The 13,871-nt window shown below is 56.5% G+C and carries 3 protein-coding genes and 2 pseudogenes; 2 read left to right on the top strand and 3 right to left on the bottom strand.

What is annotated here, in order from left to right; translation table 11 throughout:
* Nucleotides 1-39 precede the first annotated feature (39 nt).
* Nucleotides 40-303, top strand: a pseudogene (locus OGX95_RS11605) (helix-turn-helix domain-containing protein); the annotation flags it as partial.
* A gap of 73 nt (nucleotides 304-376) precedes the next feature.
* Nucleotides 377-616: a SymE family type I addiction module toxin gene (locus OGX95_RS11600; protein WP_286629510.1), complete on the top strand. Its 240-nt coding sequence runs from the start codon at nucleotides 377-379 to the stop codon at nucleotides 614-616.
* A 38-nt stretch (nucleotides 617-654) separates the two neighbouring features.
* Here OGX95_RS11600 and OGX95_RS11595 read toward each other — a convergent pair whose 3' ends face one another.
* The 3 genes and pseudogenes from OGX95_RS11595 to OGX95_RS11585 form a co-directional block, all read right to left on the bottom strand.
* Nucleotides 655-1,038 carry a hypothetical protein gene (locus tag OGX95_RS11595; RefSeq protein ID WP_286629509.1) on the bottom strand — a complete coding sequence of 128 codons (384 nt, stop codon included), beginning with the start codon at nucleotides 1,036-1,038 and terminating at the stop codon, nucleotides 655-657.
* Between the two features lie 597 nt (nucleotides 1,039-1,635).
* Nucleotides 1,636-11,652, bottom strand: a pseudogene (locus OGX95_RS11590) (hemagglutinin repeat-containing protein); the annotation flags it as partial.
* 12 nt (nucleotides 11,653-11,664) lie between these two features.
* Complete coding sequence (locus OGX95_RS11585; RefSeq protein WP_286629507.1) at nucleotides 11,665-13,356, bottom strand: ShlB/FhaC/HecB family hemolysin secretion/activation protein; 1,692 nt, start codon at nucleotides 13,354-13,356, stop codon at nucleotides 11,665-11,667.
* Nucleotides 13,357-13,871: the final 515 nt, after the last annotated feature.

The raw sequence follows: 13,871 nt of genomic DNA, 5'->3' as shown, positions 1-13,871 counted from the left end.
CGCGTGTCCACTATTGCTGGATAGGATCAGAGAGCCTATAACCGCTGGGAGAAGGGAGCCACCGCTCCCCATCTTGATACTGTGATCCGCATCGCTGATGTATTACAGGTCACGCTGGATGAACTGGTCGGACGCCAGCCGGTTTCGGATGACGTAAGGATCCACAACCACACCCTTCACACTCTGTGGCAGAAGGCGGAGCTGTTACCGGATTCCGATCAACAGGCGTTGATCACCATACTGAACAGCTTTGTTAAGAAGGCAATGGTGGAGCAGGCGATAGGATTTAACCAGAGACGTTAACAGGACGCGGCAGCCGTGAGTTCGCACCTCACCGCCACCGCTGACCACAACCAACTAGTTAGGAGTAGTTATTATGGCTAAGCGCGATTCTACGTCACAGAGAACCATTTCCAAAGCACAGCGGCGGATGAAGATCGGTTATGTCAGTATTCGGCATTTTTACCACCACAACTACACCGCCACCTGGTATTCCCGCAGCCCCAGCCTGCGCCTGAACGGCAACTGGCTGGAAGAGGCGGGATTCAGCACCGATACGCCGGTCACGGTCAGCGTGGAGCCGGGAAGACTGGTGATCGAGCCGGTTAAGGGGTGATGGGTAAAAGGATCCCGGCACAGTGGCCGGGATTATTGTTAACGACTGATTGATATTGAAGGGCTAATAGAGGCTAAAATATCTATAACATCGTCCGTAGTTGAGAACATATAATGAACGACTCCATCATGTACCTTACCATTTTGCTCATTAAACCATTCTAGATATTTAGAATTTTCAACGCGATAAAGCCCTGTAAGCATCATCCCTTTCTGCTCTTCCTGCATTTTCAATAGGTCACCTTCATCAGTCACTCGGAAGGAATAAATCCAATCGAACAGTACCTTAACTTTGCTGCCTTCAGGGTTATCCCCTGAAGACAAAATCAACTCAAGGGAACCTGAGGAATATCGAAAATCCTCTAGTTGACTATTACGAAGAGAACCCTCAGCAAGGGGGATTTTAATCAATTTTTCAGACATATAAGATTACTCGTCATACCTAAACTTGATCCTATTTTTCCCTGATTGGATCTCCAATGTTGGGCGACCATCAGTACTACGCTCACGTACGATAACCGTTCGCCCATCGGGTAGTTTACCGACCCTTCCACTTGGTATGTCTTTAACTTCTGTGGGAGATAAGGCATCGAATTCTTTATTAGCAGCATTACTACCACCTGTTCTTTCGAAAAGTTTTGAACGCCCTGTAGTCTCATTCCCTTTCGATGATGTCGAGGTTAAATCCTCAACAGTAATATTCAGCTTTTGACTGTTCCGTGCATTCTCTTCATCTTCCGGCCCCCATCCGCCTGGTGATCCAGTTCCCGAACCACCCATTTCAACCTTTTCCGCATCCGTCAGGTTCTTGCCCGCATTCGGCCCCTCTGTTTGCTCTGTATCATCAGCAGAACAGACACGCCCGAAGGAACACTGAGTCGCTTTATCCAGCGCCTCCTTCATTTCCTTCAGGTTCTTGTCCAGGGCTGATGCTATCGTCTGGTTGGCATCATTCACCGCATCGCCGGTGTTATTGCCTGCGACGGGTGGTGGCGTAATGGGGATTGCCAGCGAGTTATTCTCAACTTCCACTTTCGCCGTGTTTGATGCGAGAGCGGCCATTGACAGATCGCCGTCCGTCACCGCAGCCCCGGTCAGACCACCCGCAATCGTCACCAGACTGCTCACCAGACGTTTTTCGTCCGCCGTCAGTTCGCCGACGTTGTCCTTGCCGTACAGCGCCTTCACCAGACGCTCACCTGTCAGCGAGGCCGTGATCGCCCCTGCCGCGCCCGCCTTAAGCCCATCTGAGCCGCTGCCACCGCTCAGTTGCGTCAGTGCTGCTGCCACAATACCATGCAGCGCCGCTCGGGCCGCGTCGTTCTTCACATCCTTAACCAGTGAGGCCAGCAGCGGTGCCGCTCCGGCTGCCGCGCCTGCCTTCAGATTGCCGCCAAGCGCACCGGCCAGCAGTCCCGCTGCCGCGCTGCCCTTCGTCCAGAACTCACTTCCCGGGCCGTAGTCAGTCCCCTGATAATCCGGGTGCGCCTTCAGCGTGGCTTCCCGCTCTCCGGCGGTCATGCTGCCGTTCAGTTTACCTTCCGCAGTCAGTTTCGCTTCCAGCGCGGCATTGGATTCCTTCGCCTTCTGCTCTGCATACTTACCATATACGTCCAGTGCAGAGGTCGCCAGCGCCGCACCTTCACTCTGTACCGCCAGGTTATCCTTCACCTTCTGCACATCACCGTTTACATCCACGCCATGGTGGGCGTTCTCCGTGTCCCGGCTCAGGTCAGCAATATCCTGTTTCTGGTTTGCCTGGTCACGGATGATGATGCTGCCGTTACTGATGGCCGATGACGTGGTGCCGCTGCTGCTTTCTTCCGCATGACCGGTACCGATGGCCGGAGCCACGTTGCGGTTTTCACCGTTTCCGCTGCCGCCCATACTGCCCGAAATTGCGACGGTGTGGCTGTCACCGGTGGTTTTGCTCTCGTTGTGAATATCGCTCCAGCCAAGCGTTCCCGTATCCAGTTTGTTTTTGCCGCTGTCTGCCGTGGAGGCAATCACCGCGCCATCAAGCTGGGTGTGGTTTCCGACCGTGATATCAAAGCCGCCTTTTCCGGCGAAAATACCGCTCTGGTCAGTGACGCTCTTACCACTCTGAGTGACGTTTTCACCCGAGGTGCTGACATTGCCGGAAGACGCGCCATAGCACAGCGGAGGAATGCACAGGCTCAGACCCGCACCGGAGGAGGACTGCTTGCTGTCGTAAGAGGCCGTATCCTGCACGCTGCTGATGGTCAGGTCGCGCCCGGTGTTGACCACCACATGGTTGCCTGCCAGCGCTGTCCCTTTCAGCGTGGTGTCGCGTCCGCTGTTTACGGTCAGCTGCTCCTGCGCACGGATAACGCTGTTACTGTTGCTCTGTGACTGGCTGTTTTCCTTACCTTTCTGCTGTGAGGCCCCCAGCTCAATACTGATACCGTTCTGTGAACCGATGAGGCTGACGCCCACGCCGGCGCTGACCTGGCTGCCACTGTTTTTACTCTGGCTGTTGTGCGTGTTCTGTGAGGCGGTCAGCAGAATATCCCGCCCCGCATCCAGTACCACCTGTTTCCCGCCAATCTGTACGCCCTGACCGATGATATCGTTGCGGGCGTTAATGATGACGTTCTCACCGGCGCTGACTGTGGTGCCCTGCGTATTCGTGGCATGGTATGAACTGTCCTGCGAGGACGAGCCCGCCGTAACAGAAACCTTGCCCTTCACAACAGCCGAGTCCGTCATCATGCCCTGTGCGGCGGTGGTGCCCGCCTGACCTGCCTTAATAGCAGTGAGTCGGGCATCGTCGCCGTTTTCCGCGCTGCGGGCAGCCGTTTCAGCCGCCTTCGCCGCATCAACGGCCCAGCCACCGGCAGAGGCGGTCACCCCGTACTGTGAACTGCTGCTGTGGGCTTCCCCGTCACGGGTGTCGCGGCTCACGTCAAACAGCACGTTTTCACCGCTGAGTGAAACCGATTTACCGGCTCTGACATCCGTACCGGAAAGGGACAGGTCGCCTCCGGCCTGGGCAATAATGTTGCCGTTTGTGCTCGTTAACTGGCTGCGCTGCCCGCTTTCAGTGGACGCGTCATCACGGCTGCTGTGTTTCTCACGGCTGTAACCTGCCGTGGCGCTGTAACCGTCTCCCCCCAGCGTGCCGATGGTTTTACTGCTGCCGCTGTTTTCATTGTGAGACGTGTCACGTCCGGCGGTCACGTTAATGTCGCCTTTTACCGCTGACAGCATCAGGTCTTCTGTGGCCGTCAGATGACTACCGCTGATGTTCACGCTGCCTTCCCGGCTGTTGACGTAAATATCCGAACCCTGAATGACGGATGCGTTTTCCGTGGTGCGCGTGCCGCTGCTGTGATTTGCTGACTGGCTCATCCCGCCCGGCAGAAGTTGGCTGCCGTGTTTGCCGCCCCCGGTGGTGGCCCGGGTGGCACTGCCTGCGGTCGGCATTTCTGAACTGATGTTCCAGCCACTGGATTTACTGCTGTTGCTGTATGTTTCGGTATCCGTGGAAGTGGTGATGTTCACATCACGCTTCGCATCCAGTATCACCGCTTCACCGGCATTCACCTGACTGCCTGCAATCAGTATATTGCCGCTGTTACCGCCCTGTTTGCCGGTGGCGGTCATCTGGATATTGCCTGCTGCTGCAAGCTGGCTTCCGCTGTTAAATTCACCCTGGTAGTGTGATTCAGAGGACGATTTACTGCTGCCAGCGGAGACAGCGACCATCTGCCCCGGACCATCAAGGGCAAGGGCGGCACCTTCCGCACCCAGTGACTTCACCTTATCAACGGTGCTGTTACCGCTGCTGTCTTTCCCGCGCACGGTATCGCGCACATTGCGTACCGTGTCCTCAAACGGCGCTTTCACGCTGACGGTGACGCCGGAGGATTTTGTCTCCTGTTTCACCAATTCGGTGACCGTGTCCCGTCCGGGGATAATGGCAATGTCACTGCCGGTGATATCGATATGCCCGGTGGCACGGGACGTGTCGTCCTTCGCCCGTCCGGCAATCACGTCGGCGGCGCTCAGTGTCACCTGATTTCCTGCACTGATAATGACGTTACCGCCGGAGGTGCCCACCATGCTGCGCGCATCACTCTGGGTGGTCTCCGCCCCCTGTCGGGTGGTTTTTGACGATTGTGAACCGATGGTCACACCGAGACCCGAACCACTGGAGAAGATGCCGGATTTCTTCGTCTTCTTCATGTCGTAATACGTATCGGTGTTGGTGGCAGCTTCCACCGTCACGTTATTCCCGGCCTTCAGTGCCACGTCGCGTTCAGCGGCAACGGATGAACCCTGTATCGTCAGGTCATTGCCCGCCCTGAGTACCACGTTTTCCCCTGAAAGCTGTGTGCCGTTCTCACGGGTGTGGTTTTCCTCATGGATGGTGTGGGTGGTCTTTTTACTGAACATGCCACCGGAGGTTTTCTTCTTCTCCCGGTACTCATAGTCGCTTTCAGTGGCGGTGGTGAGGGTGATATCCCGTCCGGCCACCACGGCCGTGTTTCCGGAGGCATACACGTCAGCCGCCTGCGCGGTCACGTCGCGTCCGGCCACGATGGTGGTGTTTCCGCCGGACGTAATTTCCGTTCCCTGCTGGCGAACGGATTCGTTAATCTCTTTCTTTTTCTTCGACGTATAGCTGTCGCCGGCACTGACCGACTCCGCCATCAGGTTCACGTCACGTCCGGCCTGGATGGCAACGTTGTTTTCGGCTGCAATACCGGCGGCCTGGCTTGTGATATCCCGACCGGCGGCAAGGGTGAGGTTATCTCCGGCTGTGACGGTGGCGACCACTGCATGGCTTTCGTGGTTTTCAGTGCCACCGTTACGATGGGACTCACCTTCACGTGCCGCGTTCAGGTTAAGGTTGTTACCCGCAGAGAGCAGAGCGCTTTCAGCTGCAGAGACCGAAGAAGCGGTTACATTCAGGTTATTGTCTGCCACCATCAGCAGGTTTCCGCCCGCACTGACCGAACTGCCCTGCAGTGTGGTGCGGCTGTTGCTGACTTCATACCGCCCCCCGTGGCGGCTGTCGCTTTCGCTTAACGGGTTTGCGGCAATATTAATATCATTACCCGCAGACATACCGAGTGAACCACCGGCGGTGATTTCCGCTCCGGCAATGCTGATATCCTTTCTGGCATCCAGTGACAGCGAGTCTGACGCGGTAATCGTCGCTACAGGGCCGGTATCAGTACCACTGAGGTGGGTTCGTCCGGCATTCACATTCCACTGTTGTGAGCGGGTCACATTATTGATACTGCCAGCCACGCTTTCCAGTGAAACGGTTTTACCACTGATGGCCGAGCCAGTGTTGTTGATATCCCCGATGGCGCTCAGATCCAGGCTGCCGCCCGCACTTATCAGCCCCGCATTCAGGTTGTCGATACTGCTGGCACTGTCGAGCGATAGACCGTTCTGTGCAGTGATGCTGCCTGCGCTGTTGGTGATATTGCCGCCCGCAAGCTGCACGTTGTTCCCGCTGATAACGCTGCCGTTATGAAGGGTGATATCTTTCGGGGAAAGGTACAGCTTTGGCACCATCACGGTCTGACCATTGATGGTCGCGGATTCCCACCACAGAATACTGCCCGTGAGTTGTGCCACCTGCTCAGCGGTCAGCGCCACGCCGAACTGTAGTCCGAGATTTTTCTGCTGGCTGGCGGCACTGTCCATCAGGTACTGCATTTGTTCGAGGTCAGAGCCGAGGCCGTTGATATAACGTGAACCGGTCAGGTTCAGCGTCGCATCTGACACGTACCGGGTATCAAAGGCTGCATCCCCGAGGAAGCGGTAGTCTTTCTCCGGTTTCAGGCCCAGGCGATCAAGGAAATACGATGAGCCGAGGAACTGTTTTTCATCGCTCCAGCGCGCATCCGCATGCGGTGCCTGACCGGGTTTCATCCCGAGAAGTCCATACAACCCGTCAAACAGGCTGTTGTCCACATTCCCGAGGCCATCGAGCTTCGGGTTCACCGTAATCAGATACGGGCTATCGGGGTCAGTGGAGGGGACGAAGTAGCCATTGTTACCAAAGGGCAGGCGATAGTTCCCACTATTACCGTTCTGACCGGAAAGTGACGAACCACTGGCAATTTCTTTCAGTCCGTCCGTGATACTGTCCAGCCAGCCGGGTGCGCTGACATTCACGTTGCCGGCACCGGTCAGTGATTCACTGTTCAGGCCACCGCCGACCGTCGCCGGTGTGAGCGTGTTCAGCACCGGCGCAGTAATGGTGTTACTGACTCCCCCTGCGTTTGCGGTGATTGTGGTATTGCTGATGTCATTTGTGAGGTTTGCAGAAACATTACCACCTGCGCTGATGGCAGAGCGAAAAATCTCTCCGGCAGCCGTTTCGGTTTCTCTTCCCTGATAAACAAATCTGATAGTGGAGGACAGAGGGGATCGCACTGATCTCCCGACGCCATCCCATGGCCAGGGGGCGGACAATTCCAGTAGCGGATTGGCATAACCCGGACTTTTTACTGTCCAGTCAGAATACGGAATATACTGGTACAACCAGTATACGGTATCGGTCCCTGCCTGCCAGGACTGGTTATTCAGCTTATTACCGGAAAGCGTCACATTACGTCCGGCCATCAGCAGACTGGCGAGATTATCCAGACTGGATGCGCTGACTGACAGGTCCCGTCCGGCTGTAATACGTGAAGCGCCCCCCCGGCTTGCCACATCAATACGATGCTGCGTCTGAATAAAGCGTTGTTCAGCCGCCGACTCCACCATGGTGTAATAGTACTGGTCCCATTCAGTTATCACACAATGGTCATTGCCATTGGCACCTCCGGTACATCGTTCATGATAATCCCGGTATTTATTCAGTCCGTAACTGCCGCCTTCAAGCTGACTGATATCGACATAAAGGAAGCCATCACCCATACCCGGGATCAGCGAACTGTTGTCTGTACTGGTTTCCGTCACCGTCAGTCCGTCACGCTCATTCAGCAAGTGTGCCGTGCTGATGGTGATATCACCACGGGTGGTTTCAACGCTGCCGGAACGGTTGATGACTTCCGTGTTTGCCGTCCCGTTGCTGTCTTTTTGTATCCATAGGCTGTTTCCAGCCAGGATATCACCGTAAATATTGTGAATTCTGTCGGCAAACAGCTTCAGGTTATTCCCCGCGTAAATCAGCGCGGTATTAATCAGGGTGCCTGCGGCAGCCATCGTCAGACTGCCAGCCGTCCCGGTAAAGCCATTTACAGTGATATTGCCCCGGCTGGTCAGACTGACATCGCCGCCCGCCTGGAGCGAGCCGGACGCATTCAGCAACAGACTCTGTGCGCTGAAGCTACTGCTACCGTTACCTGTGGTGAGCGTTTTGTTGTTGGTAAACGCGCCGCCCGCACTGAGGACAATGGCATTGCCTTGCATCACACCACTGTTGGTGACGGCGTTCTGCGACGTGACGGAAAGGGTTTTCCCTGCTGCCAGCGTGCCGGTGTTGGTGAGTGTAGTAATCAGTTTCAGCGTCGTATCACCGAGCCCCACCACCTGGCCACGACCGCTGAAGTCACGCACATCGAGCAACAGATTGCCCGCGCTGTACAGACGACCGGCACCGGTCTGCGCCAGCGCATCACCTTTAACGGTGAAAGCGGTTGTACCCAGAATCGTTCCGCTGTTGGTCGTGCTCCTGTAATTCATCAGCAGGTCCGCGCCCTGAAGCGTGCCGCTGTTATTAAGCGATGTGCCTTTCAGTTCAGCACTGCTGGTCGCAAGTACGCGGCCACCATTGATGGCGTTCACCACATCCAGCAACAGCGTGACGGTCTGTACCAGTCCGCTGCTGTTGTTCGCCAGTTCCGGTGCCGTCAGCGTAAGTTTACTGCCGGAGAGGATTTTGCCGTCGTTCTGCAGGCGGGTGGTGGCCTTCGCGGAAGACTCGCCACCGCCCTGTATTGTGCCCTGGTTGTTCAGCGTCGCTGCGGTGACATTCAGTGCATTCTGGCTCAGTAACACACCACCAGAACTGTTGTTCAGTTCTCCGGAGACCGCCAGCGTCAACGCTTCCCCCTGAAGCCGTCCGCTGTTGGTCAGTTGCCCCGTGGTGACAGAGGTCGTCTGGCCCTGGAGCTGCCCGCCGTTCGTGATATCGCTCGCGTTGAGCATCAGATGACCGGCACTCAGCAGTTTACCGCTGGCCTGGTTGTGCAGCGTCTGGTTCAGGGTGACCGCCAGCGTATCCACGCCGGTTATCTCACCGCTGTTGGTCAGCGAATCCGCATTCAGCGTCAGGTTTTTCGCTATCCACTGTCCACTGTTACTCAGCGTCAGTGCCGATAACGCCAGCCCGCCGTTTGAGGTGATTTTACTGCCGGCTGTGCCGGTGAGGCTGTTGCTGATTTGCGCATCCAGTAATTCTGCCGCCTGGAGCGCGCCGCTGTTCGATAGTGTCTGCGCATGGATAAGTACCCGTTTCCCCTGCCATTGCTCTGCGTTACTGATGCTGCCTGCGGTAATGTTCAGCTCACCGGTCGTGAGTAACTTTCCACCCCTGCTGTTTGTCAGCGTCAGCAACGGTGCCGCCATCTCCAGGCGTGAGGCCAGCGTGAGTGCGGCGACCCCGGTGAGCGTTCCGCTGTTGGTGATACTGTCCTGACGAACCGTGACGTGGCGCCCCTGGAGAGTGCCGCTGTTATCCAGAGAATGACCTGAAAGGGAAAGGTCGCCAGCCGAAAGCAAACTGCCCCGGTTGTCTGTTGTGGCGGCATTCAGCGTGACGTCGCCCTGACTCATCAGATCGCCGGTATTGCTGAGCATCCCGGCTGCCAAAGCGGTAAGGTTGCTGGTTGCAAGCCCGCTGCCACTGTTCTGCCAGTCACGGACATTAACGCTGACGTTCTGCCCCTGTGTCTGCCCTGCGGTGATCAGCGTGGTGCCTGAAAGTGTGAGATCTCCGCCCGTGAGTGTGCGGGAGCTTGCCAGTAAATCCAGTATTCCGCCAGCCAGCGACAGGGTGGTATCACCCTGTAACAGGCCAGAACTGGTGAGACGGTCTGCATTCAGCATCAGCGTGTTACCTGCGATGCTGCCTGCATTCGATAGTGACTGCGCTGTGATACGGTTTGTACCCTGTGCCAGCAGCAGACCGCCTGCACCGTTGTTCAGCGTGCCGTAATCTACATCGAGTGAAGCACCGCTTACTTCTCCACTGTTGGTCAGTTGAGAGCCTGACAGCGAAAGTGCCGCATCACTGGTGATAATCCCGGCGTTTTTCAGTTCAGGTATTGAAAGGGAGAGCGCGGCCGGGCTGTACGCCACGCCGTTCTCCCGGTTATCCAGCAGACGGGAGAACAACGTGAGCGTCCGTTCACCGTGGAGCAGGCCGCTGTTGATAACCGTGGTGCTGTTGAGCGCAAGCGCGGAAGCGGTCAGCGTGCCGCTGTTGCTGAGGCTGCCGCTTTCCGTGTTAAGCACGGAGGCGGACGATTTTCCGCCGTGAATCAGACCGTCACTGGCCTTCAGCGTGAAGCCATCTCTCGCGGCCTGTATCCCGTCAAGCTGTGCGTTCTGTACATCCACGCTGATGCTGTTGCCCTGAGTCTGCGCGGTGGAGGTGGTTGTCAGACCGTTGCCTTTCACGGTCACAGTACCATCCGCAACGGTCTCGCCGGACAGCACAATGTCACGGGCGTTGATATTCAGCGCTGAGGCACTTTTGAGATTGCCGGTGCTGGTCAGGTCGGCGGCTGTGACCTTCAGACTGTTACCCTGGATGGTGCCGGTATTGTTGAATGTCCCGGTGTTAACTGTGGAGTCCGTCCCGGCGGCCAGTGTGCCGCTGTTGTTCAGGCTGCCGGAGCTGACGGTAAGCGTTTTCCCGGCAACGGTACGGCCTTTCAGCGTGGCGTCATCCGTGCTGGTGAGGGTGACATTTCCGGCGACATTCACTGCCCCTGCGGTCTGGTTCAGGCGCTGTGCGCTGAGCGTGGCATTCTGTCCGGCGGTCAGTTCCCCGCCATTCTGGATAATCTGCCCGGACGAGGACAACGCCAGATTTTTATCCGCCACCAGGCGGGACTGATTCAGCGTCAGCGCGGTTGTCCCGGTAACGTTAAGATTGCCACCGGCTTTGTTATCCCCGGACAGTGTGACCTCCGTCCCGCTGACCGCTGTGTTGCCGCTGGCAAGGCTGTCTTTCAGGACCAGCTTACCGGCGCTGTTCAGCGTAATATCACCGCTGCGGGCATTGAGGTTGCCGAGGTTCACCCCGACACCACTTTCGGTGGAGGTCAGGCGGATACGGTTGGCGTACATCCCGCCAAGTGCGCCGGTATCAATGGCGACTTTCGGCACATCCCCTTCACCGTTCAGGGCGCTGACGCGGCCGTCTGCTGTGACGCGGTTAGCCCCGCTGATGACCGTCAGGTCTTTCGCGTGCAGCGCGGCGTTCACTTCCGTTGCACGGGCAATAATGGATACGGCATCTGAGTGGCTGCCGTCCAGACCAGCGCCATTGATGGTAATGCTGCCTTTCGTGACCTCCAGCGCCTGCAGACTGCCGTCGGCATTCATCACCGGTTTACCCGTGGTGAGTGTCGCCTGAGGCGTGTTGATAAAACCGCAGCCATTGCAGGTAATGCCGTAAGGGTTGGCAACCATCACGTTCGCCGCTTTGCCCGCCACTTCGGTATAACCCTGAAGCTGTGAACGGTTAGCGCCGGTGACTTCGTTGATAATGCCTTTCGCTTCCTGCCCGGCTTTCAGGTTCGGGTTACTCTGAATGAGCCCACCCAGTTGCGTCTGGTTCAGCTTACCGGTGGCGTTGTTAAGGATTAACCCCTCTTTGCCGACGTTATACTCACCGTATTTGTTATGGGATATCCCCGCTCCGTTGGGCGTGGCAATATTCACCACCGGTACACCGTTTCCGACCTTGTCCATCGTCGTGTTACCGGTGGGGGTAATGGTCTCAGCCACCGCGGGCAGCAGCGGTTGCGTTGCCAGCAGGGTACTCAGCAGCCAGCTCAGTACACGCTGAGAAAAACGAGTCTGATTGTTATCCATCGTTTTTGTCCCTTAAAACGCCACCGCCACGCGGTAATAAATAATGAGATGATCCGGTGCCAGCCAGTCCGGGTATTTCACGGGGGTTCCCACGGTAAACTGTGTTGAAAACCAGTGATTGGCGCTGGTCAGCCCGACTGCCGCGCCCCACAGCGTGCCGCTGGCGTACTCCTGGTCGTCGTGTTTCAGCCAGCCGCCATCCAGCGCCGCCATCACGCTGATTTGCCCCATCCACGGCAGGGTAAACAGCGAGTAATTCAGCTCATTACGCAGATAACCGCCATTGTTGCCGGAGAGATACTGTTCTTTAAAACCGCGGACAGAGCTTTCTCCACCAAGAGTGAGCTGTTCGGCTCCGAATAGCCGGTCCGGTGACCACTGAAAATAGACGCCGCTGAGCCACCAGAGATCGGCCGCGACGGGGCGCTGGAAGCTGCCGTTGAGGCTCCATTTGCGGAACTCCGCTTTCGGCACATCGCCATGTTTATCGTGATCGTCTTCCGCGCCCAGCCACGGCACGCCGTGGGTAAAAGACGGGTTGAGGGTCGCCACACCGCCGAACATTTTTTGCGTGTGATTTATACCGAACATCACACTGGAGAGCTTGCGACTGCTGGAATCCAGCAGCACGTCATCCAGATAATTACGACTGATGCGGTGGGTGATCCCGGTTGTAAGACCGGTTTTGATATCGCCGTTGCGAAACATCATCCATGAGCCGGTAAGCCGGTGCGTTTCGCTGTCGCCGGTTGAGCGCCACGGCCAGCCATAGTTATCAATGGTGTTGAGGTAATTGCTCCAGCTGTAGCTGTAATCAAGCAGACCGTAGCCATACGGCACACTGACACCCGCGGCAAAATTCTGCGCATCATGCGAAGCCGAAAAATCGCTGCTGCGCCCGCCGCTGACGAACCATTTATCCGCCAGCCCAAGCAGGTTATTGCCGGTCAGTGCACCGCTGAACTGGCCGGTCCCTGTGCTTTTCTGCCCGCTGTTGTCGAAACTTACCGAACCGATAAGCGGAAATTCCGGGGCGGCGGTGAGATTGACAATTGACCAGCCCTGATTGTCTCCAGGCTGAATTTCAATTTCCACCGGAGCCTGCCGCACGCGGTTTAATTGCTCCATACCCTGTTCAATGTCGCGCAGGTTAAGGATTTTTCCTTCCAGCCCGGGAAACGTCATGGCGAGCGTCCGCTGCGGTACACCTTCCAGACGGATTTGCTGTAACCGGCCTTCCAGCACCGTGAGGGTCAGCACGCCGGAGGAGAGGTCCTGTTCGGTCAGGAAAGCGCGACTGGTGATGTATCCCTGGCTGATATACCAGTCGGAGACGGCGTTAGTGACCTGCGTCAGCCGGGTCATATCCAGGCACTGATTCAGCCAGGGTGCGGTAATTGTGTCGGCGTCGCGTGGAGAGAGCAGGGTGGCACCGCGCACTTCAATACGGGAGATGGTAAAGCACGGGCCTTCTGTGGTCGGCGGCACGACAGGCGCAGATGAGCGGGGTAGCGGTGTGCTGCGCTCCAGTTCATCGCGCTGACGCTGGTTCTGCTCAAGCAACTGTTGTTGCTGCTGTTGAATGGTATCGCGGTCAGCCGGAGAGAGCGGTGCCGCTGTGGCACGCACGCACGCTACCGCCAGAATGGAGATACAGAAGAGGCGCGTGACGACGGAAAATCCGCGTACTGGCTTCCTGCCCATTGCTTATCCTTAAGGAAGGTTTGTATGAAAACTGAACGAGAAAATAAGGGATTAGTAAGATTTTGTAAATAACATTATTAATTTTGTGCATATGGTAACCAAGGCTAATATGTTTTTTCGTCCCGCTGAAATGGCAAAAAAGTAATGCATCAACAGACAGGCGTCAGATGTGCTGAAGGCAATTGTCAGTCAGGGTTGCTGGATATTACCTTGATCCGTGATCCGGTAAGCAGGCTAGTTGGTGTGGTCATCGTTTGTTCTCCGTTGATGGTAAGGGAGAAGAAGTCAGATATTCGAATGGTGCAGACTTCTTCAAACGATGACGCATTGGCGTGATTTTTTACCGGATAGAGTCAGTTCCGCTTACGCCGCCTGCCACTGACTGCCGGAACAGGGACTGCGCTGACTCTGTAAATCCGCCGCTCTGTACGCTGCGACTGTTTACCCAGGAATATCCCTCCAGACCAGATATCTCTGCGCATTGTTCAGTCAGCCATGTCATCTCAGCCGCCAGT

Source organism: Citrobacter sp. Cu233, from assembly GCF_030332225.1.
In the GTDB taxonomy this organism is placed as follows: Bacteria; Pseudomonadota; Gammaproteobacteria; order Enterobacterales; family Enterobacteriaceae; genus Citrobacter.
Note: the sequence above shows the minus strand (reverse complement) of the source record. Positions and strands in the feature narration are given on the sequence as shown.

Excerpts from the sequence above, each read along its gene's own strand:
- OGX95_RS11600 (WP_286629510.1), top strand. The coding sequence starts at position 377 with ATGGCTAAGCGCGATTCTACGTCACAGAGAACCATTTCCAAAGCACAG.
- OGX95_RS11595 (WP_286629509.1), bottom strand. The coding sequence starts at position 1,038 with ATGTCTGAAAAATTGATTAAAATCCCCCTTGCTGAGGGTTCTCTTCGT.
- OGX95_RS11585 (WP_286629507.1), bottom strand. The coding sequence starts at position 13,356 with ATGGGCAGGAAGCCAGTACGCGGATTTTCCGTCGTCACGCGCCTCTTC.